We start from the raw sequence: 21,993 nt of genomic DNA on the forward strand, positions 1-21,993 counted from the left end.
CGGAGGGGTCCCGTAACGGCGTAGCGCCAGAAACCCATCATCAAGGCGGGAAATGCGGGCCGCTGCGGGCCAGAGGTCAGACACCGTCCGGGTAACGCCAGCGCACGCCCCACAGGGCTGGCAACCAACCCTGCGGCGCGTACCGCGCTAAGGCGGCGATCGTAGGCGGTGAGGCACCTCACCGCCCTGCAGATCAGGCGAGCTTAAAGCTCTCCATGCTCTGCATCAGCTGCTCGCTTTGAGCCTCCAGCGACGCCGTGGCCGCGGTGGACTCCTCTACCAGCGCCGCGTTTTGCTGCGCCACCTGATCCATCTGGGCGATGGCCTGGTTTACCTGCTCGATACCGCGGGTCTGCTCCTGAGAGGCTCCGGAGATCTCCGACATCAGCGCCGTCACGCGTACCACCTCGGCGGAGATCTTCGCCATGGTTTCCGCCGCCGCGCTGACGCGTCGCTCGCCGTCGCTCACCTGCCGCACCGAATCTTCGATCAGCAGCTTAATCTCTTTCGCCGACTGGGCGCTACGCTGTGCCAGGTTGCGCACTTCGCCGGCCACCACGGCAAAGCCGCGCCCCTGCTCACCGGCGCGCGCCGCCTCTACCGCCGCATTGAGCGCCAGGATATTGGTTTGGAAGGCAATACCATCGATTACGCTGATAATATCGGCGATCTTCTGTGAACTATGGGAGATGCTGCGCATGCCGACGATCGCCTCATTGACGATGCCCGCGCCCTGATTCGCGCTGTCGGAGACGCCGCTCGCCAGCAGATTGGCCTGCTCCGCATTGGCCGCGTTCTGACGCACCGTCGCCGTCAGCTGCTCCATGCTGGCCGCCGTCTCCTCCAGCGATGCCGCCAGCTCTTCGGTACGCTGCGACAGATCGCGGTTACCGGCGCGCAGCTCACGGGCGCCGACGTCAACCTGCTCGCTGGCATCGCGTACCCGGCGTACCGTTCCAGCCAGCGCCTGCTGCATCTGTGTCAGCTGTCGACCCAGCTGGGCTATCTCCGAGCGACCGCTCAGCGCCAGCTGGCGGGCCAAATCCCCGGCGGCGATATGCTCCACCTGCTCATCCAGCTGCGCCAACGGCCGCAGAATGATGCCGCGCAGGGCATACCAGCAGAAGCCACCAACCGCCAACAGCAGTACGCAGGCGGAGATGATCAGGGTCATGGCACGCTGATAATCCCGCTGTGCCTTTTCCAGCGCCTGGCGTCCCAGCGTATCGGCAAACTGCCGAAACTCGCGCAGATCGCGGTCGTACTCCGTGGAATGGCTGCTGACCTGATTCTCCAGCAGGGCGTAGTAAGTATCCAGATTACGCGCCGCCAGGGCCTGAACCATCGGCTGCAGGCCATCCTGGATATAGGCGTTATAGCTCTGCTCAAGGCGAGCGCTCAGACGCTGCCCCTCTACGGTGACTTTTTTCAACGCGGAAAACTGCGCCATGATGTCGTTAGACTCAGTCAGCAGGGCCTCTACCGTCCGGCGGCTGCTGTCGGCGTCCGCAATATGCTCCAGCGTCAGCTGACGCGCCGCCACGGCGGCGGCGGAGCGGGCGCGCAGGGTGGCGCTAAAGCCGGTCGACAACGGACCCAGCTCATCGGCCTGCAGCTGATTGACCACCGCCAGAGAGTGATTGCTCTGGCGTAAGAAATAAATTCCCATGCTACTGATAAAGAAAAGCAATAAGGTATAGGTAACGATGATGACAAGCAGTCCGCCACGAACTGTAATTCGTTGATTCATTAATTATTCCCTGTAAATAATACTGCGCCATGATGGGATCATCCCTTGGCCAGGTTTACTGTTAAGTCAGCGTTCGATTTATCGGCCACAGGGACAAAAACTTGAGCCAGATCACACAATAAAACAAATCAGCGGCGTATAGGCAGGGGAAAGGGGATATGCGGCGCTGCCGCAGCGGGGCAGCGCCAGAGAAGTCACGCCGCTCAGCGGCGACTCATCGCCTCCGACTTCGCGATACAGCGGGAGATGGCCTCGATCACCGACGCACGCATGCCGTTCTCCTCCAGCGCGGCCACCGCCTCAATGGTCGTGCCGCCCGGCGAACACACCATATCCTTCAGCTCCGCCGGATGCGTACCGGTTTCCAACACCATTTTTGCCGCGCCCATCACCGCCTGGGCCGCAAACTGATAGGCCTGTGCCCGCGGCATCCCGGCACGAACCGCCGCATCGGCCATCGCCTCAATAAACATGAACACATAGGCCGGTGACGATCCGCTCACCCCGACCACGGCGTGGATCAGCGACTCCGGCACGACCTCCGCCCGCCCAAAGCTGCGGAACAGGGCGACGATCCGAGCGCACTCTTCGGCGCTGACTCGCCCGTTCGGGGTGATGGATGACATGCCGGCATTGACCAGCGAGGGCGTGTTGGGCATGACCCGAATCACCTTCTGCTGCGCCGGTAGACCTTCCTGGAGCGTCTCGAGCGTCACGCCGGCCGCAATAGAGACGACGATAGTCTCGGCCCGCAGACGCCCTTTAATCTCCTCCAGCAGCGCCCGCATCCCATTGGGCTTGACGCCCAGCACCACAATATCCACCGCGGCGGCCAACGCCGCTGCGCCGTCGGCCGCGCCGACGCCATATTCATCGACAATCGCCCTGACGCTGTCAGCGGTTCGGTTATACACCAGAATATCCTGCGGCCGCGCAAACTGACTGGCCAACAGCCCCCCCAGAATGGCCCGGCCCATGTTGCCGCAGCCAATAAATCCGATTTTCTGCTCCACATAACCTCCAGCCCAGTATGCATCATTAAGATGGGAGCGCCTGATACAGCAGGCACCCGGGTTTCAGCCTACCACCAAGCGCCGTGGAAAAATATGCCAGCCGATCTCCCTCGCACGCATATCGCGCGCGCATAAATACTGGAAAATACGCCGCCTAGCGTAGGCTAAAAATAATATTGTCAAATAATACGGCGATACATATCTTCATCCCAGGCTATGCAAATATAGCGCTGCTCATTTTTTAACGGGCTAAGGCTGTATTGGGAATAATAGGATGCGCGCGGGTACGCTTATAGCAGCGTGGAATACCCATCGGGACGAGAAGAGAAACTATCCCCCATTGAATCTCTGTGTCACCATCCAGGGTGCAGCATAGCAAGCGCAGAATGCAGAATAATGAAGGGGACGCCCCCGAGGGGACGATATGGTATGAATAGCTTTATCGTCCTGCCGGAGGAGAACCGGCGCTACGGCGGATCCGCGCGTCGTGGTCAGTGCGCCAGCCGGTGGCTCCGTACCTCGGCCTTGCCTCGGCATTAGCGGTACTGTCAGGATAATTCGTAACCTGACGCCCTCTTTCTGCCAAAGGCCGAGCGATCCAATAAGGGCAGCGGTATTGCTCCCCCGCCCACCGCGAAGGCTCAGCGCGGATGCGCCGCAACATGCTGTAAAACCGGCGTCAGGCATGCCCGGAACCACGGCGTATAGTAGTCTGGCTGCTGCGCCATATGCCGTAGGATTGCCGTCGGCTCACGAAACGCAAAGGCGTCCGCCTCAGCCAAATTCAGCTGGGGCATCCCATCACTCTGACCGATAAACACGTGGGTTAGCTCATGCTCCGTCAATCCCTGCCCGACATCAACTCGGTAGCGCAGCGTCAATCCTGCGGTCAGATCGCACTGCATCCCCATCTCCTCCTGCAGTCGGCGCCCCGCCGCGCGCTCGACCGATTCACCCGGCAGCGGATGGCTGCAGCAGGTATTGCTCCACTGTCCACCGGCATGGTACTTATCGGCGGCGCGACGCTGCAGCAGCAGCTCGCCGCGCGCATTGAAGATATAGACAGACAGCGCGCGGTGCAGACACCCCTGACGGTGCGCCGCCAGCTTTTCCATATGCCCTTGCACGACGTCATGCTCATCGACCAGAACAACCTCAATCACCCCATTCTCTCCCAAACACACCCTAGAAACCGGACGACACGCCAAGCCCGCGTGAGCGCTCGCCGTCCGAGCATGGCTACCATACCCGATCGCGTCCAGGCTTTTTAGCCCCCGAAAACACTTTAGCCATAAAAATCTGATTTACAGCGGTCACTATGCGCGCTCGCATCGCCCCACGCAGGCTGAAGAGGATGAAAGCAAAGGAGACGGCGGATAAGCGGGAGAAAGGGACGACATCCTTGTCGGCAGCGTCGTGCTAAAGGGATAGCGCGACAGGACAGCTATGACAGCATGGTGCCATCCCGGTAACGGTGTACATAGTTCAGCGGGGTCACGCCATAATACTCTTTGAATACGGAAATAAAGTAAGAGGTACTGCTATAGCCGCACAGCGTCGAGACCTGAGAAATATTCTTATTAAAAACCAACAGCTGCTCCACTGCATAGCGCATACGGCAATCGGTCACGATTTTACTGTAGCTGGTCTGCTCATTTTTTAATTTTTTCTTCAAAGAGCTTGGACTCAGACACAGGCAGCTGGCGACCGTCGTCAAGCTCCATGTCTTATGAATATCACTCTGAATGATATTGTATACATTCGCGCTAATGTTATTGCGAACCATCCGCATTAAAAATGGAATGAAGCTTCTATTATTAAGAAAAATGGATAGAGCGGCAAACGTCAGCGAACGCTTACGCTCAAACTCGATTTCATCCGCCTCCCGCATTACCGAGTGGCAGGCAGCCTCACGAAATACATAGGGCGTACGGCAAGGCTCTATCATATAAGGCGGAAACCCACGCGACACCGGCGTATAGTGGGTAAGGTCTTTCTTTAAAAAATGCAGATAGTCTTTTATTAGATCGCGGGAAATATAGAGAATAAGGGAGGAGTCAAGCGTAGAAAAATCAATTGAGTCATTTTCAATGGAGACTAGCATCAGATTATTTGCAGTAAACTTGACGATATCTCCTTCGCAAAATCTAACGTCTGTATCTTTCTCTGTTAAAACTATCGCACAACACTCATCACAGCAAAGTTTCATAGCAGAACATCCTACATAAATGTAAAAATGCCTTATCAAAGCCAAATTCTAACGATTGAATAAGGCATAAACAGAGGTCTAAATCTGACATCCAATGTCGAAACAAAATACCGAATCATGCCGCGATTTCAATACGGCGCGCACAATATCAATGTATCATTATCTTTACGCTATTATATAAATAGAGACATTTCTATCGAAAAATGAACTTTTTTCGCTAAAAAGCCTATTTTTTAAGAACGATTATTTATATAGAAATGAAAAAAGCGCGGAGATAACCCCGCGCAATCATTACTTTGCTATTATAGTGCTACGATGTCTTTGCTACATTATCGTCAGCGAAATACCGACAATAATCCTTTATTACGCAGGAACAACGGTAAACGTCCGTCATCTGCCGATGATCATCGCGATGCCGCACGTCGGACGATGATCATGGCTCCCGCGCGAAAATGGCATGGCATAATATTATTCATCGATAACTCATATCAGAAAAAAAAGTGACGTGACGAAACCATATTATGCGTTACTTCTTTTATTATCATTCAGGCACAGCGCTAATGCAATGCCATGCCTCAGCGCATGCTCAGTAGAAGATGAGATATATCAATGCATTATGCGGAAAAGATGGCTAATTAACGATTAGATTTACTCTCAATGGCTATTTTTTTAGCTGATCATGCTATTTTACCCGCACCATCAGCGCCCTCCGACGCATCGCGTTATCCCCGTCATCGCACCGGTAAGACACCGTATCACCCACGGTGACACGGTGTCTTAAGCGCATACGTAACGCGCCGCTCAGCGGATCACGAGCACATTGGTCTTCGCGTGACGCACAATCGCCGCCGCATTAGAGCCCAGTAGATAGGTCTTTACGCTGGGACGATGCGAGCCAACCACGATCAGATCGGCCCCCATCTCTTCTGCCTGCTGCAGCGCCTCATCGCGCGGCGTACCAAAGCGGATAGTATATGACAGGCGCTCACGCGGCAGATCGATACTATCGATCAGCGTCAGCAGCTTCTCCTCCGCATTCGCGACGGCCTTGTTCTCAAACTCTTTAATACCAAATGAGTAGGCGGTGACAAACGCTTGAGCATCCGGCAGCACATACAGGAAATGCACTTCGGCATCCGTCAGCTTTGCCATATAAATCACATGCTCCAACGCGTTCTGCGTCAGTACATCCTCTTCAATATCGACAGGTACCAAAATATTCTTATACATCGTAACCCCCTCCTGGCTCACTCTCAAAGCGCGTCATGTCCCGCACCGATCCCCGGGTCACGCTCACCGACGCCTGCCGGTCACGCCCCCGGTGCTATGGCACCCCACTCCACGGTGAAGCATACTGCCAGATAAGAATAGACAGAATTGATTCACCGCGCTTTTGTGAGATACCACAGAGTCTGGCGAACGTTTTCATCTGGGCACCGTCGCACCGGGTGGTCCCCCGACGGTACGCCTATGCCAGCGGCAGAGGATATTGCCCACCCCACAGAGCGCGCAGCGGAATAACCGCCCCATGGTGTAATGATGAATCGCCTCTGCTCAGAGCATTCCCCAAACATCCCCCAAATAGGGTGAAACCCATTTACTTTCACTTTACGAATAATCCAGCGAGATGGTCTTCCAACGACAAATAATAAAAACAAAATGAAAGTAAAATCGTTTTACTCTTTCTCCTTTATTTCTCCATTTTTCATTATAAGAAGCGCCTTTATGAATAAATTATGGAGCACTAAAACACAGAACGCCTTTTTATTTTTATTGCACCCTCTTTGCATATCGTCTTAACATTTCGTGCCGCACGTTACGTTAAAATAGAGGGAAGACAGCACAAAAAACACACGCTATAATCGACAGTAAATAATACAGGGAATTTAAATGCTCATGATGAGCAGGGCATTTTACGCTAGAAATACCTAATGGGTTAATAGGAGTCCACCATGAAATATATCATCTTATTGCTTGCCACACTGATATTAAGCGGCTGCGCACATACCCCGGCGGTGCAGAATCATAACGTCGGCAACCTGGCCGACTGCGGCATGTGTACCTACAACGACACATTCTACACCGATTTTGATGAGTAATGTCCGCAGGTCAACGATGGTCGGCTTCCCCGACGATCCGGCGCTATCCTGCATGAGCGCCGTCGCGCCTCAGGGTAAACACGCCGAGCATCCGCGCAACGGGTCTTCTACGGCTCCGGTTTCGCAGCGACGACGCTAGCTCACCGTCTGTTCAGCCGGTGCGGCGGCGATGCGCCATTCCCGCCAGCATCACCCACAGTGCGACGCTTACCGGGATCAGCGATCCCCACAGTACGGCATGCCAGCCGGCGCTATTCAACAGCACCCCGGACAAGAAAGAGCCGACGATCATCAGGCTAAAAATAATAAAGTCATTCAGCGACTGCACCCGTATCCGCTCCTCCGGACGATGATAGTTGAGCAGGTTGGCCGAGGCGCCGGTAAATCCAAGGCTCCAGCCTAGCCCCAACAGGATCAGCGACAGCCAATAGTGCATGACCTCCTGACCTGAAAATCCCGTCAGGATGGCCAACAGCGTAATCGCCAACCCTGCCGTACTAATAGACTCCGCGCCAAAGCGGTTGATCAGCCTGCCGGTAATAAATCCGGGGGCATACATTGCGATTACATGCCACTGAATACCGAGCGTCGATGCGTGCAGGGAAAGCCCGTGCATATGCATAGAGAGCGGCGCGGCCGTCATCAAAAAATTCATTACCGTATAGGAGACTGTGGCACAAAATACCGTACGCATGAGTCCGGGCTGACGGGCAATACTGCGCAGCGATCGGCGCATCGCTGGCGCCTGCTCGCTGACGGGGGGAACCGACACACGACGCAATACCAGCGCCGCCGCAGCGGCCGCCAGCGCCTGAGCGATAAAGGCGGCAACCAGTGGATACGCTGGCCATAGCGCGAGGGATCCACCGATCAGGCTAGGCCCGATAACCCCCGCCGCCACGCCGCCCGCCATGACCAGCGACAGCGCCAGCGCGCGTCGCTCCGGCCCAACGCCATCGGCGGCAGCAAAACGAAACGAAAGGCTCACCGCGGCATAGGCTCCCCCCATCAGCGCCGCCAGGCAAAACAATTCAAAAGAGGCGATGAATACGGCCAGCGCCGCCGTCAACCCCGCCAGCGTTCCCAACGCCGTGCCCGCCATAAACGCCGCTTTGCGCCCATATTGCTTAGCCAAATAGCCAAAGGGCAAGATACAGGCCGCCATACCGGTCACAAACAGCGTGATCGGCAGCGTCGACAGCGTGTCATAGGGCGCCAGGCGATGACCGACAATCGCCCCGATCGCATAAAACACCACCGAATTCGCCCCGGCCAGCGCCTGCGCTGCCGCAAGGCAGAGGATATTTTTATTCTGCTGCCGCAGCGAGAGCGTCACGCCAATAGGATTATCCATCACCCGACACCTATAAAATTAAATGCAGTGAATATTTATGGCATAAATTATAAATATGCCCTCCTCTCTTCCCGTAAATAGAGATAATAGACGAGGTGATATAACAATAGGTGACAGAGGATGCGCTGAAGCCGGTAGGTCACACCGATATCGCATATGAAGCACTAAATTGAAGAGCGGTGTTAAATATTGCGTTAGTAATATAACGACTATTTATACCTTCGCCGCCGCCGCGCGGTAAAATGGGCCCTGCGCCGGAGACACGATGCTAATCCAACACACGATCAATCGACCAGCGAGGTCGCAGCCAACGCCTTAACAAAATCACGCTTAATCAGAATATCCGAGATAAAGATCACTCGGACCTCCTCTCCCCGCTGAATGTACGCCGCGCGAAAACTCTGCGGTTTCAGCGCCACCTTATACTCCAGGATAGTAAGCCCTTGATGCTTCAATCCCCAGGCGGCCTTAATCTTATGAGGACGCCGCTGGATAATCTGCGGTAGCTCACGGTAAATATTGTCCCTAATCTCCGGACCCACTCTAGAGAACTTCTTAAAAAACGCGTGAATAGCGCTATTATCGTCCAGCGTTATCTTCATCTCTGGCTCAAAGAGATCGTGACTCATCTGTTTGCCTCCACTCTACGGACTGCTGCCGCGCCGATTGATCGGCGCCACTGTCAAAGAGAGTAGCGCGCCGCCCCCTAGGAATACATCGCTTTTCTCAGTGCATCGCCAAAGGGAGACACCCGCTAAAATCGGTGAGTAAGCGAGCGGCAGTGGATCAGCCTCCTCGGCCACGCAATGACCCCGCCGCGAGACACAGATGCGCCCTCTCTATAGCGAAAATGTTAGCGCCTATTTTCCAACGCTGACGGAAACAGAGGCATCAGCTCCGCATTGGCACACACCGCGTCAAAGTGACGTATCGCCGTTTCCGCCTCTTTCTTCGGTGTCTTACGGGTTTTCTTCAGGAAGGCATGTAACACCACCAGATCGTTATGGGCATTCAGCATCAACAGGATCCGCGCCGACTCAGCGCCGCAGTCAATCCGCAGTTTATAAATCGTGCCTTTATAACCCCAGATCTTGGGATTTAAAATCTTTAGGCTACGCACACTGGGAATGGTATCCAATGCGCTAAACGCCGTCAGCTTCCTCTGGATTGCGCCCGCCAGCTTCTCTGATACATGGCCAAGAAAATACAAAATATGCGCGCTATCCACGGTACCTTTTGCCGCAAGGCAGAGAATATTCACTCTACTTAATGTCCTATACTGATGGTAGCCAAGTACAGCCTTACTTTATTCTGCCATAAACGCTATGCGGTTGATATCCATACGCTACAAATCCACTCATCCCCACAGGATCTATTGCTATCAAGATATGTGAAAATATAACCGACTTGAGCGTGATAGCCGCAACGAGCTAACTTAAGTGATAAGTACCCGAACGGTTTCAGACAGACAATGGTAGTGAATTTATATCTAAAACACTGGCTCACTGGGCATATAAAAACGGTATAGCAATGGACTTCTCACGGCCTGGAAAACCGATGAATAATGCGCTGATCTGGTCATTTAACGGTAGTTTTCGAGATGAGTATCTGAACGTTAATTGGTTACTATCACTGGACGATACGCAGGAAAAGATCGAGCAATGATGACAGGAATATAACCGAAGCAGACCCCATTCATCGTTAAATAACAAGACTCCAGAGGAATTTATCCAAAGTCTACAAAAAAGCCCGGCTCTCTGATTTAGCCAGGCATAATATTGGGGAATTGTCATTTAAACCCTTTGTTATACATTACATTTTTACCATTATTGGGGTGCTGGCATTTTAAGGGTGAAATAACACCCCCTAATACACCCCAAAAAGCGCTTGATGCCGGTTGAAGTCAGTTGACCTTAGGAAACAAAGAAAGCCTGATATATAAGGGGTTAGAAGAGGTTTTTTTGACGTGGGGAGAGTTCAGGAGAGCTTAATTGGCGGAAGATCACAGGAGTCGAACCTGCCCGGGACCGCTGGCGGCCCCAACCGGATTTGAAGTCCGGCCGCCCCACCGGGGACGATGATCTTCCAATCGATGCGGTGGGAGTATACCCCACAACCGGGGGCCGGGCGCAAGGAGAAATCCCCGCCCGGCGCACCGAGCGGACATTACGCTAAAGCAGACGCGCCAGACGGTTAAGATCCGACTGGATGGCGCCGGCGGTAACATCGCGCCCCGCGCCGGGGCCGCGGATCACCAGCGGATTATCGCGATACCAGCGGCTTTCGATCGCGAACACGTTGTCGCACGGCAAAAGCGACGCCAGCGGGTGCTCCGGGCGCACGGCCTCAACGCCGACGCGCGCCTTACCGTTGGCGTCAAAGCGCGCCACGTAGCGCAGCACTAGCCCCATCTCATTGGCCGCTTCCAGACGCTGCAGCATCTGCTCGTCCAGCGCCTCGCCGTTCTCAAAAAAGTGATCGATAGAACCCTGCTCGCCGCCGACCGGCACCAGGGACTCGACCCGGACCTGGGCGGGCTCAATGTCATACCCCGCCTCGCGCGCCAGGATCACCAGCTTGCGCATCACATCCTGGCCGGAAAGGTCCACCCGCGGGTCGGGCTCCGTCAGCCCCTGCTGCCAGGCCTGATCCACCAGCGCGCTAAAGGGAACCGAACCGTCAAACTGCAGAAACAGCCAGGAAAGGGTGCCGGAGAAAATGCCGCTGATGGACAGAATCGTATCGCCGCTGTCGCGCAGATCGCGCACGGTATAGTTAACCGGCAGCCCGGCGCCCACGGTTGCGTTATACAGCCAGTGGCGTCCGGTTTTCTCAAATGCGTCGCGGATCTGGCGGTATTCATGGCCGTCGGCGGCGCCGGCCAGCTTGTTGGCGCTGACCACGTGGAAACCGTAGCTGGCAAAATCACGGTACTGCTGGGCCAGCGAAGGACTGGCCGTCACATCGAGCACCACCAAATCATCATAGGGATGAGCCCGCATCCACAGGAACAGCGACTCTTCATCCAGCGCCTGCGCCTCATCGTCAAAGAAGGCCAGCGCGCGGCTGGCGTCCAGCCCCTCATAGTTCAGTAGGCTGCGATTGCTGTCGACCACCCCAGCCAGAATAAACTCGAAACCGCTGCGCGCCGACAGGTTACCCTGTTCGCGGGCGAACAGCTCCAGCCAGCGGGAACCGATGTTGCCCTTACCAAACAGGACCAGACCGACGCGTTTTTCTGCCCGGAACAGCGAGCTGTGCAGCCCCTGTACCAGCGCCTCCGTCGGGCCACAGCGTAGCACCGCCACCAGGCTGATGCTCTCCTCCGACTGCCAGATAAACTCGACCGGCTGATCCTTAAGCTGCTGATAAAAACGGTGAGCATGCAGTGGATTGCGGCAGACGCCGGCGCCAACCATCGCCACCAGCGCCAAGCCGTCGCGCAGCTGTAGCAGCCCCGGAATCGCCGACTCCTCCAGCAGCTTAAATACGCTGCCGACCACCTCTGCGGTGTAGCACAGCTGGATCAGTCCGCGATCGCGATGGATCCCACTGGCCAGCGGGCGCAGCTGGCTGCGCGTCAGAATACGCTCCACCTCTTGGTGTACGTGGCTGAACTCATGACCAGCGGGAACGTGCAGCTCAATCAGGCAGACATCGTCATGGCTGGTGACAATCTTGGCGCCGTTGCCGCTGGCCAGCACCCGCTCAATGCGGGTCGACCCCTGCTGCGGCTGATAGCTGCAGCGCAGCTGCAGATCGATATCGCTGGCGGACACCGGCTGCAGCGTACGGGCGTGCAGCACCGGCGCGGCCAAACGCGCCAGCTCGCTGGCCTCATCCAGACGCAGCAGCGGCAGCAGACAGGCATCTTTCACTTTACGCGGATCGGCGCTGTAGACCCCGGCGACATCGCTCCAGATAGTCACGCGCCGCACGCCGGCCAGGGCGCCGATCTGCGTCGCCGAATAGTCAGAACCGTTACGGCCCAGCAAGACCGTTTCACCTGCGCCGCTGCGGCTGATAAAACCGGTTACCACCAGACGCTTATTCGGATGCTGGGCCAGCAGCTGCTGCAGCAGCGGATAGGAGCGCCCCTCATCCACCTGCGGCTGAGCGGCGCGCTCGGCGCGCAGGAAATCCCGCGCATCCAGCCACGCCGACGCCATCCCCTGAGTCTGCAGCACCGCCGCCATCAGCCGGGCGGACCAAATCTCACCGTGGCCCACGACCTCGGCGTAGGCCGCCTCATCGATCTCACTATCCAGCAGCGCGGCCAGGCGCTCAAGATCCCGAATAAAGTGCGCCTGCAGCGGCTCCGCCATCTCCGGCGGCAGCAAACCGGCAATCAGTTCACTCTGGTAACGGCGCAGGGCTTGCTGTACCTGATGGGCAGAGATGCGATCGCTCTGGCTGAGCTTGAGCCAGCTGATCAGCTGATTGGTGGTGCTGCCCGCCGCCGACACGACCATCATGTCGCCGGGGCGGCTGTATTCCGCCATGATCCCCGCTACGCGCAAATAACACTTTACGTCTGCCAGGCTACTGCCGCCGAACTTATGCAGCTGGCGCTCTGCCTGTTGCTGCCCCGTTACCGCTTGTGCACTCATCGCTTACCTCGTTGCTGCTGCCTGAAATGCCTGTTCCAGATCAGCGATTAAATCATCACCGTCCTCAATACCCACGGAAATACGCAGCAGGCTGTCGCTAATGCCTGCCGCCCTGCGCGCTTCCGGCGCCATGCCAGCATGGGTCATGGTGGCGGCATGGGAGATCAGGCTCTCCACCCCCCCAGAGACTCTGCCAGTGTAAACAGTTGCAGGGATTTTAGGAAACGCCGTAGATGGGACTCATCCCCCTCTAGCTCAAAACTGAGCATGGCGCCAAAGCCCCGCTGCTGGCGGGCAGCAATGGCATGGCCGGGGTGCGTCGGCAGCGACGGATGATACAGCCGCGTGACCTGCGGCTGCGCCCGCAGCCAGTCGAGGATACGCAGCGCATTGGCCTGCTGCAGCGCGATACGCGGCGCCAACGTGCGCAGCCCCCGCAGCAGCAGATAGCAGTCGAAAGGCGCGCCGGTCACACCGATATTATTTCCCCACCAGGCCAGCTCCTGCGCCATCTCCACCGTTTTGGCGATCACCGCGCCGGCCACCACGTCGGAATGGCCGTTCAGATACTTGGTACAGGAGTGCAGCACCAGATCGGCGCCCAGCGCCAGCGGCTGCTGCAGCGCCGGACTGAGAAACGTATTATCCACCGCCGTCAGGGCGCCTACCCGCTGCGCGGCGGCGCAGATCGCGGCGATATCCACCACCCGCAGCAGCGGATTGCTCGGCGTCTCAATCAGCACCAGCTTCGGGCGCAGCGCCATCGCCTGGGCCAGCGCCTGCGCATCGCCCTGATCGACGAAGGCCACCCGGAAAGCGCCCCGGCGCGCCAGGCTGTCAAACAGGCGATAGCTACCGCCATAGCAGTCGTGCGGCGCCAGCAGCAGATCGCCGGGGGAGAGCAGCGCCGTACACATCAGATGGATCGCGCCCATTCCACTGGCGGTCACCACCGCACCGGCGCCCCCCTCCAGCTCCGCCAGCGCCCGCTCGGCCACGTCGCGCGTGGGATTTCCGCGCCGAGCATAGTCGTGCGTGCGCGGCTGATTAAAATCGGTAAAGTTGTAGGTGGTGGAAAGATGGATGGGGGGAACCACGCTGCCATACTGCTCATCGTCGTTCAGCCCACAGCGCACTGCCTGAGTTGCCGGTTGATAGCGCACCTGATTGCCCTCCCTGAAATAGCGCCAGTGATGGATAGAGCGTAACCGCTGCAAAAATAGACGTCAATACATCTAGCCATCTAAAAGTCTTTGCGTATGGATTGAGGTAGATAGGATTAGCCGCTAAAATTGGCACAGTCTGTTTGTGGTTATCGCTTCCCTGGATACCGGCGCGGCAAACGTGATCGTCCACGCTGATCCCGCCATTCTGTTAGGGATACGAGATACAATCAGGCATAATAGCCCGTTGTCTCGGAATAATTTTTTGTGAAGGTATCTCCTCATGGCTGCAGAATGGAACGGTGAATATATTAGCCCTTACGCTGAGCACGGCAAAAAGAGTGAGCAGGTTAAAAAGATTACGGTATCCATTCCGCTGAAAGTATTAAAAATACTCACGGACGAGCGCACCCGCCGCCAGGTGAATAACCTGCGCCACGCGACGAATAGCGAACTGCTGTGTGAGGCCTTTCTGCACGCGTTTACCGGCCAGCCGCTGCCGGATGACGACGATCTGCGCAAAGATCGCAGCAATGAAATCCCGGAGGCGGCCAAAGAAATGATGCGCCAGCTGGGGATCGATCCGGAAACCTGGGAATACTGATACGTGTAGCGTCCGGATGCGTTCGCCCCGGGTGCTGCCTTAGCGAGAGTGAGCCGCGGCGTTTTTCAGGCAATAAAAAAGGCACCCGAGGGTGCCTTTTTCGCCGGTTCCAAATTACTTGGAACCCACCATGTTGAAGCGCTTGTTGAAGCGATCAACGCGGCCGCCGGTAGCGACGTCACGCTGCTTACCGGTGTAGAACGGGTGGCATTTGTCGCACACGTCCAGGCTCAGATCGTGACCAACGGTAGAGTGGGTCTTGATTACGTTGCCGCAAGAGCAGGTTGCAGTGATGGCAACGTAGTTCGGATGGATACCTTCTTTCATGGGGAAAACCTCTGTTAAGGCCGCGTCGCTATCCGGCCCTTTTCCGCCAGACACCACGCGTGGTTGATAAAATCGGGTTTGATACAAAATTATATCAAAGGCGGCGAATCATACAGAAAATAGCCGACCAACGCAATCACCCACATCGATCCAAACACTATCCGGTGTACACTGTAACGCCGTTAAGCCGCAGGAAAACGCGATGTCCGTAGCCCACGTAGCGCTGCCCGTACCCCTGGCCCGCACCTTTGACTACCTGCTGCCCCACGACATGCCGGCTCAGCCGGGCTGCCGGGTCAGCGTGCCCTTTGGTCGCCGTGAGCTGATTGGCATCGTGGTGGCGATCGGCGAGCAGAGCGAGCTGCCGCTGGAAAACCTAAAGCGCATCAACCAGCTGCTGGATACGCAGCCGCTGTTCAGCGACAGTCTGTGGCGCCTGCTGCGCTGGGCCGCCGACTATTACCATCACCCCATTGGCGAGGTGCTGTTTCATGCACTGCCGATGCTGCTGCGCCAGGGCAAGGCGGCTAGCCATACGCCCCTGTGGCGCTGGAGCCTGACGCCCCAAGGGCAGCAAACCGATCCCCTCTCTCTGAAACGGGCGCCCAAGCAGCAGCAGGCGCTGGCGCTGCTGCAGCGCCACGCGATCTACCGCCATCAGGCGGATGAGTTCGACCTCAGCGCGGCTGCGCTACAGGCGCTGAAGAGCAAGGGGCTGATCGCGCTGGAGAGCGAGGCGATCGCCCCCGGCGACTGGCGCAGCGACGTTTCCCTCTGCGCCGATCGCCTGACGCTGAACGCAGAGCAGGCCACAGCCGTGGGCGCCATTCGCGCCGATGATGACCATTTTAGCCCCTGGCTGCTGGCCGGCGTGACCGGCTCAGGCAAGACCGAAGTCTACCTGAGCATTATCGAAAACCTGCTCGCCCGCGGGCGCCAGGCGCTGGTTCTGGTCCCAGAGATCGGCCTGACGCCGCAGACCATCGCCCGCTTCCGCCAGCGCTTTTCCGTGCCGGTCGATGTGCTGCACTCCGGGCTGAACGACGGCGAGCGGCTGGCGGCCTGGCTGCGCGCCCGCGACGGCGAAAGCGCGATCGTTATCGGCACCCGTTCGGCCCTGTTTACGCCGTTCGCCCGCTTGGGCGGCATCATTATCGATGAAGAGCACGACGGCTCTTACAAACAGCAGGAGGGGTGGCGCTATCACGCCCGCGATCTGGCGGTGCTGCGCGCCCGCCTCGAGGATATCCCTATCGTGCTCGGATCTGCGACCCCGGCGCTGGAAACCCTGCATAACGTCGACGTCGGCAAGTACCGGCGACTGTGTCTGACCCAGCGTGCCGGTAATGCCAAGCCCGCCGCACAGCATCTGGTGGATCTCAAGGGGCTGCCCCTCAAGGCCGGACTGGCGCCGCCGCTGATCGAACGTATCCGCCGTCACACCGACGCCGGAAACCAGGTGATCCTGTTCCTTAACCGCCGCGGCTACGCCCCGGCGCTGCTGTGCCATGAGTGCGGCTGGATCGCCGAGTGTCCGCGCTGCGATCACTTCTATACCCTGCATCAGGGCCAGCGAACCCTGCGCTGTCACCACTGCGACAGCCAGCGGCCGGTTCCACACCAGTGTCCACAGTGCGGCTCCACCCATCTGGTGCCGGTCGGACTGGGGACCGAGCAGCTGGAGCATGAGCTGGCCGATCTGTTCCCCACGATCCCGCTGACCCGTATCGATCGCGATACCACCAGCCGCAAAGGGGCGCTGGAGCAGCAGCTGGCGGAGGTCCATCGGGGGGGCTCGCGCATCCTGATCGGCACCCAGATGCTGGCCAAGGGGCACCATTTCCCCAACGTCACGCTGGTCGCCCTGCTGGACGTCGACGGCGCGCTGTTCTCCGCCGATTTTCACGCCGCCGAACGCTTCGCCCAGCTGTATACCCAAGTGGCCGGACGCGCCGGGCGCGCCGGCAAACGCGGCGAGGTGCTATTGCAGACCCACCACCCCGACCATCCCCTGCTGCAAACGCTGCTGCATCAGGGCTATGACGCCTTTGCCCGTCAGGCACTGCAGGAACGTCAGAGCGTATTCCTGCCCCCGTTCACCCACCACGTCATGCTGCGCGCCGACGATCACGACAACCAGCACGCCTGCGACTTTCTGCAGCAGCTGCGCGCACGGCTAGAGGCCAGCCCGCTGTGCGACGAGTCGCTGTGGCTGCTTGGTCCGGTTCCGGCGCTGCAACCCAAACGCGGCGGTCGTTACCGCTGGCAGCTGTTGGCTCAGCATCCGTCGCGCGCCAAGCTGCAGCGCCTGTTGCAGGAGGTTCTGCCACAGGTCAGCACGCTGCCGGCCTATAAGAAGGTTAAATGGTCATTAGACGTCGATCCCACCGACAGCTAAGGGCGTCGGCGTGGAAATGAAGTGCGATCGGGATCGAAAAAATCTATTCACATCACACTTTCCCTGCAAATTAAGTAACTGTCACCCCCGCTGTTCCGTTTAATATGTGATCATATACTCATCGGCCATCCATTGACGGCGGCCGATGTCGGCAGCGGACGAGGCTGCCTTCGGAGAGAACAGAGCTATCGCTGGCGCAATCGTTACCTTCGCCGCGGGATAATGATCGGGAAGTCATATCATCGCGCCAGCATGGACTGACGCAAGGAGAAACGCGTTGGAAGAGAAGCAAATAAACGCCACCATGAAAGATGTGGCGGAGTATGCCGGCGTATCAACCGCAACGGTATCGCGAGCGCTGATGAATCCAGAGAAGGTGTCGGCCGCCACGCGACAAAAGGTCGAACAGGCGGTTTTGGCCGTCGGATATGCCCCCCATACGCTGGCCCGCAGCAACAAACGCGGCGAGTCACGCACTATCCTGGTGATCGTCCCGGACATCTGCGATCCGTTTTTTGCCGAAGTGATCCAGGGGATCGAACGCACCGCCGCCGAGCACGGCTATCTGGTTCTGCTCGGCGACTGTGCCCAGCAGATGCAGCAGGAAAAAACTTTCGTTAACCTGATCATCACCAAGCAGATCGACGGCATGCTGCTGCTGGGTTCCAACATTCCCTTCGACGCCAGTAAGGAAGAGCAGCGCAATCTACCGCCCATGGTGATGGCCAATGAGTTTGCACCGGAGCTGGAGCTGCCGACGGTGCATATCGACAACCTGACCGCCGCCTTCAAGGCCGTGCTCTATCTGCACGATCTGGGCCACCAGCGGATAGGCTGCCTCGCCGGACCAGAGCACATGCCGCTGAGCCAATACCGCCTGCAGGGGTATATCCAGGCGCTGCGCCGCTGCGGCCTCAGCGAAACGGGCTACGTGGCGCATGGCGACTTTACCTTCGAGGCCGGCGCTAAGGCGCTGGCGCAGCTGATGGCGCTGCCGCAGCCGCCCACCGCGCTGTTTTGTCACAGCGATGTGATGGCGATAGGCGCGCTGTCGCAGGCAAAGCGGCTGGGGATCAAGGTGCCGGAGGAGCTGTCTATCATCGGCTTCGACGATATCCGCCTGGCGCAGTACGCCGATCCGCCGCTGACGACCGTGGCACAGCCCCGCTATCAGATTGGCCGTGAGGCCATGCTGCTACTGCTGGAGCAGCTGCATCACCATCGCGTGGTCAGCGGTTCGCGCCTGCTGGACAGCGAGCTCATCATCCGCGGCAGTACGGCTGTTCCGAAACGCTAGTGAATTGAATCTGAGTTCAGTAACATGGCGTCCTGATATTGACTATTCAGTTGTAGCGAAACGACAGTGGCACAAAGAGACTATGTGAGCCGTGGGCGCGCTTCGGGCGCCAAACGCAAAAGCAACAGCCGGGGTAAAAAGCGGCGTTCGGGTTCCGGCGTATCCAGAACCATGATGGTGCTTGCCCTGGCCGTGCTGGCAACCTTTGCCGGTGGCCTCTATTTTCTGACCCAGCATAAACCGGACGGCGATACGCTGTTGCCGGCGGCATCGCAGCACCCTAAAAATGGTCTTCCGCCCAAGCCGGAGGAGCGCTGGCGCTATATTAAAGAGCTGGAAAATCGCCAGGTTGGCGTCACGGCACCGACCGAACCCAGCGGCGGAGCCCCGCTGCAGGGGCAGCCGCAGCTGACGGATGAGCAGCGCCAGCTGCTGGAGCAGATGCAGGCCGATATGCGCCAGGCGCCGACCCAGCTATCGGAGGTGCCCTATAACGATCAGACTCCGCCGACCGTAACGCCGCACAACAGCCGCCTGCCGGAGCAGCGTTATGCTCAGCAAACGCCGACGCCGCAGTCGACCTATCAGGAGCCGGTGCGTCAGCCGGCGCCCGCGCCGCGCAACCCATTCTCCCAGTCCCAGACCAGCGCGCGCCCCAGCCCGGCGCCAACTCCGCCGCCCGTCAGTCGGGAGCGAGAAAAAGAGCGCAGCGCGCCGGTGACCAGCGCCGCGCCGGCGCCGGTACAGACCGCCCGGGAGAAACCGGTGGAAAAACCGGCCGAGAAGCCAGCGGAGAAAGCGTCTGGCCAGAAATGGCTGATCCAGTGCGGCTCCTTCCGTAACACGGATCAGGCCGAATCGGTACGGGCCCAGCTGGCCTTTGGCGGAATAGAAAGCCGCATCACCAGCGGAGGCGGCTGGCACCGCGTCCTGCTCGGCCCCTATGCCAGTCGCCCCGCGGCAGACAAAATGATCGGCCGCCTGAAAGGAAACGGCATGTCCGGCTGCATCACCCTCGCCGCCGGGGGTTGAAATCCGCGAAATCCCCCCCATGTAATCGGGTAATGCCTCCCGTCCCGCGCGACGGGAGGATTACTTTATAGCCACGGGGGTCTGTTCATGACAACAATAGTTAGCGTTCGCCGCAACGGCAAAGTAGTGATCGGTGGGGATGGTCAGGCCACGCTGGGCAACACCGTAATGAAAGGCAACGTCCGCAAGGTCCGCCGCCTGTACAACGATCGCGTCATCGCTGGATTCGCCGGTGGCACCGCCGACGCCTTTACCCTGTTTGAACTGTTTGAGCGCAAGCTGGAGCTGCACCAGGGCCACCTGGTCAAAGCGGCGGTGGAGCTGGCCAAAGACTGGCGTACCGACCGTATGCTGCGCAAGCTAGAGGCGCTGCTGGCCGTCGCCGATGAAAACGCATCGCTGATCATCACCGGCAACGGTGACGTAGTACAACCGGAAAACGATCTGATCGCCATTGGCTCCGGCGGCCCCTATGCCCAGGCAGCGGCGCGCGCGCTGTTGGAAAACACCGAGCTGGGTGCCCGCGATATCGTAGAAAAGGCGCTGGGAATTGCAGGTGATATCTGCATTTATACCAACCAGTTCCACACCATTGAAGAATTAGACTCCAAAGCGTAAGGACTGTATATCATGTCTGAAATGACCCCACGCGAAATTGTCAGCGAACTCGACAGTTACATCATTGGCCAACACTCGGCTAAACGCGCCGTCGCGATCGCGCTGCGCAACCGCTGGCGCCGTATGCAGCTGGGCGAGGCACTGCGCCACGAAGTAACCCCCAAAAATATTCTGATGATCGGCCCAACCGGCGTCGGCAAGACCGAAATCGCCCGCCGTCTGGCGAAGCTGGCCAACGCGCCGTTCATCAAGGTCGAAGCGACCAAGTTCACCGAAGTCGGCTATGTCGGCAAAGAGGTGGACTCCATCATCCGCGATCTTACCGACTCCGCGATGAAAATGATCCGGGCGCAGTCCATAGAGAAAAACCGCTACCGCGCAGAAGAGATGGCGGAAGAGCGGATCCTCGACGCCCTGATCCCCCCGGCCAAAAACAACTGGGGACAGACCGAACAAGCCAATGAAAGCTCCCCGGCGCGTCAGACCTTCCGTAAAAAGCTGCGCGAAGGCGAGCTGGACGATAAAGAGATTGAAATCGAGCTGGCGGCCTCCCCGATGGGCGTCGAGATCATGGCCCCTCCGGGAATGGAGGAGATGACCAGCCAGCTACAGTCCATGTTCCAAAACCTGGGCGGTCAGAAAACCAAGCCGCGCAAGGTGAAAATCAAGGATGCCTTCAAACAGCTGATCGAAGAAGAGGCCGCCAAGCTGGTCAACCCGGAAGAGCTGAAACAGCAGGCTATCGACGCCGTAGAGCAAAACGGTATCGTCTTCATCGACGAAATCGACAAGATCTGTAAGCGCGGCGAAAGCTCCGGCCCAGACGTCTCCCGTGAAGGGGTACAGCGCGATCTGCTGCCGCTGATCGAAGGCTGCACCGTCAATACCAAGCACGGCATGGTCAAGACCGATCACATTCTGTTCATCGCCTCCGGTGCGTTCCAGGTCTCCAGCCCCGCCGATCTGATCCCGGAACTGCAGGGCCGTCTGCCTATCCGCGTTGAGCTGCAGGCGCTGACCACCGAAGACTTCGAGCGTATCCTGACGGAGCCGAGCGCCTCGTTGACCGAGCAGTATCAGGCGCTGATGGCAACCGAAGGCGTTAACATCAGCTTCAGCGCCGACGGTATCCGCCGCATCGCTGAAGCCGCCTGGCAGGTGAATGAGAGCGCGGAAAACATCGGCGCCCGTCGTCTGCACACTGTGATGGAGCGTCTGATGGAAGAGATCTCCTTCGACGCCAGTGAAATGCACGGCGCGGCGATCGCCATCGATGCCGATTACGTGCGTAATCACCTCGATGAGCTGGTAGCAGATGAAGATCTGAGCCGGTTTATTCTATAATCACCCGCAGAAACCGTCCTTTTCGGTCTTTGCCAGGGGGAAGGCGTCTGCCTTCCCCCTTTTTATTGCCACTGGTTGAAGCAACAGACAGCTAACGGTTTGTTAAGATAAACTCATGAGATAACCCGGCAACGGGCCGCTCAGCGCATCGCTGAGGGTCGCATGCCCCTAGTGA

General features: G+C 58.1%; 17 protein-coding genes, 1 tRNA gene and 2 pseudogenes. 8 read left to right on the forward strand and 12 right to left on the reverse strand.

Annotation, left to right across the window (positions count from 1 at the left end; genetic code table 11):
- Positions 1-193: 193 nt before the first annotated feature.
- The 5 genes from BRD58_RS17465 to BRD58_RS17485 form a co-directional block, all read right to left on the reverse strand.
- Complete coding sequence (locus BRD58_RS17465) at positions 194-1,750, reverse strand: methyl-accepting chemotaxis protein (protein WP_034168286.1); 1,557 nt, start codon at positions 1,748-1,750, stop codon at positions 194-196.
- Positions 1,751-1,953: 203 nt separating this feature from the next.
- Positions 1,954-2,763: a pyrroline-5-carboxylate reductase gene (gene proC / locus BRD58_RS17470; protein ID WP_012850197.1), complete on the reverse strand. Its 810-nt coding sequence runs from the start codon at positions 2,761-2,763 to the stop codon at positions 1,954-1,956.
- 641 nt (positions 2,764-3,404) lie between these two features.
- Complete coding sequence (idi, locus tag BRD58_RS17475; RefSeq protein WP_073383814.1) at positions 3,405-3,926, reverse strand: isopentenyl-diphosphate Delta-isomerase; 522 nt, start codon at positions 3,924-3,926, stop codon at positions 3,405-3,407.
- Between the two features lie 281 nt (positions 3,927-4,207).
- Positions 4,208-4,972 carry an AraC family transcriptional regulator gene (locus tag BRD58_RS17480; protein WP_012850199.1) on the reverse strand — a complete coding sequence of 255 codons (765 nt, stop codon included), beginning with the start codon at positions 4,970-4,972 and terminating at the stop codon, positions 4,208-4,210.
- Positions 4,973-5,773: 801 nt separating this feature from the next.
- Positions 5,774-6,202 (reverse strand): universal stress protein, encoded by a 429-nt coding sequence (locus BRD58_RS17485; protein WP_012850200.1) that lies wholly within the window; start codon positions 6,200-6,202, stop codon positions 5,774-5,776.
- A gap of 722 nt (positions 6,203-6,924) precedes the next feature.
- On the opposite strand from BRD58_RS17485, the gene BRD58_RS18115 reads away from it, so the two are divergent.
- The gene (locus BRD58_RS18115; protein WP_012850202.1) at positions 6,925-7,071 is read left to right on the forward strand and encodes a hypothetical protein; all 147 of its coding nucleotides are present in this window, start codon (positions 6,925-6,927) and stop codon (positions 7,069-7,071) included.
- Positions 7,072-7,222: 151 nt separating this feature from the next.
- On the opposite strand, the gene BRD58_RS17490 is transcribed toward BRD58_RS18115, so the two are convergent.
- From BRD58_RS17490 to BRD58_RS17500, 3 genes are all read right to left on the reverse strand, one after another.
- Positions 7,223-8,425 carry an MFS transporter gene (locus BRD58_RS17490; RefSeq protein ID WP_069579524.1) on the reverse strand — a complete coding sequence of 401 codons (1,203 nt, stop codon included), beginning with the start codon at positions 8,423-8,425 and terminating at the stop codon, positions 7,223-7,225.
- Positions 8,426-8,709: 284 nt separating this feature from the next.
- Positions 8,710-9,054: a hypothetical protein gene (locus BRD58_RS17495; protein WP_069579526.1), complete on the reverse strand. Its 345-nt coding sequence runs from the start codon at positions 9,052-9,054 to the stop codon at positions 8,710-8,712.
- Positions 9,055-9,278: 224 nt separating this feature from the next.
- The gene (locus BRD58_RS17500) at positions 9,279-9,686 is read right to left on the reverse strand and encodes a type II toxin-antitoxin system RelE/ParE family toxin (RefSeq protein WP_041692815.1); all 408 of its coding nucleotides are present in this window, start codon (positions 9,684-9,686) and stop codon (positions 9,279-9,281) included.
- 185 nt (positions 9,687-9,871) lie between these two features.
- Here BRD58_RS17500 and BRD58_RS18305 point away from each other — a divergent pair.
- Positions 9,872-10,186: pseudogene (locus BRD58_RS18305) on the forward strand (integrase core domain-containing protein); the annotation flags it as partial.
- Between the two features lie 231 nt (positions 10,187-10,417).
- Here BRD58_RS18305 and BRD58_RS17510 read toward each other — a convergent pair.
- The 3 genes and pseudogenes from BRD58_RS17510 to metB form a co-directional block, all read right to left on the reverse strand.
- Positions 10,418-10,512: transfer RNA gene (locus BRD58_RS17510), tRNA-Sec, on the reverse strand.
- Between the two features lie 84 nt (positions 10,513-10,596).
- Positions 10,597-13,035, reverse strand: coding sequence for a bifunctional aspartate kinase/homoserine dehydrogenase II (locus BRD58_RS17515; RefSeq protein WP_012850224.1), 2,439 nt, complete (start codon positions 13,033-13,035; stop codon positions 10,597-10,599).
- A 3-nt stretch (positions 13,036-13,038) separates the two neighbouring features.
- A pseudogene (gene metB / locus BRD58_RS17520) lies at positions 13,039-14,198 on the reverse strand (cystathionine gamma-synthase).
- A gap of 283 nt (positions 14,199-14,481) precedes the next feature.
- Between metB and metJ the strand changes: the two are divergent.
- The gene (gene metJ, locus BRD58_RS17525; RefSeq protein WP_012850226.1) at positions 14,482-14,802 is read left to right on the forward strand and encodes a met regulon transcriptional regulator MetJ; all 321 of its coding nucleotides are present in this window, start codon (positions 14,482-14,484) and stop codon (positions 14,800-14,802) included.
- 114 nt (positions 14,803-14,916) lie between these two features.
- Here metJ and rpmE read toward each other — a convergent pair whose 3' ends face one another.
- A complete protein-coding gene (gene rpmE / locus BRD58_RS17530; protein ID WP_012850227.1) occupies positions 14,917-15,129 on the reverse strand; it encodes a 50S ribosomal protein L31 in 213 nt (70 codons plus the stop codon).
- Positions 15,130-15,331: 202 nt separating this feature from the next.
- On the opposite strand from rpmE, the gene priA reads away from it, so the two are divergent.
- From priA to hslU, 5 genes are all read left to right on the forward strand, one after another.
- Positions 15,332-17,527: a primosomal protein N' gene (gene priA, locus BRD58_RS17535; protein WP_073383817.1), complete on the forward strand. Its 2,196-nt coding sequence runs from the start codon at positions 15,332-15,334 to the stop codon at positions 17,525-17,527.
- Between the two features lie 277 nt (positions 17,528-17,804).
- On the forward strand, positions 17,805-18,824 hold the full coding sequence (cytR, locus tag BRD58_RS17540; RefSeq protein ID WP_015462510.1) for a DNA-binding transcriptional regulator CytR: 1,020 nt from the start codon (positions 17,805-17,807) through the stop codon (positions 18,822-18,824).
- A 66-nt stretch (positions 18,825-18,890) separates the two neighbouring features.
- On the forward strand, positions 18,891-19,856 hold the full coding sequence (gene ftsN / locus BRD58_RS17545; RefSeq protein WP_071840993.1) for a cell division protein FtsN: 966 nt from the start codon (positions 18,891-18,893) through the stop codon (positions 19,854-19,856).
- Between the two features lie 87 nt (positions 19,857-19,943).
- Positions 19,944-20,474 (forward strand): ATP-dependent protease subunit HslV, encoded by a 531-nt coding sequence (gene hslV / locus BRD58_RS17550; RefSeq protein ID WP_005290933.1) that lies wholly within the window; start codon positions 19,944-19,946, stop codon positions 20,472-20,474.
- Between the two features lie 12 nt (positions 20,475-20,486).
- Positions 20,487-21,818 (forward strand): HslU--HslV peptidase ATPase subunit, encoded by a 1,332-nt coding sequence (hslU, locus tag BRD58_RS17555; RefSeq protein ID WP_012850231.1) that lies wholly within the window; start codon positions 20,487-20,489, stop codon positions 21,816-21,818.
- The last annotated feature ends 175 nt before the right edge of the window (positions 21,819-21,993 follow it).

This window comes from Edwardsiella piscicida (assembly GCF_001896205.1).
GTDB lineage: Bacteria > Pseudomonadota > Gammaproteobacteria > Enterobacterales > Enterobacteriaceae > Edwardsiella > Edwardsiella piscicida.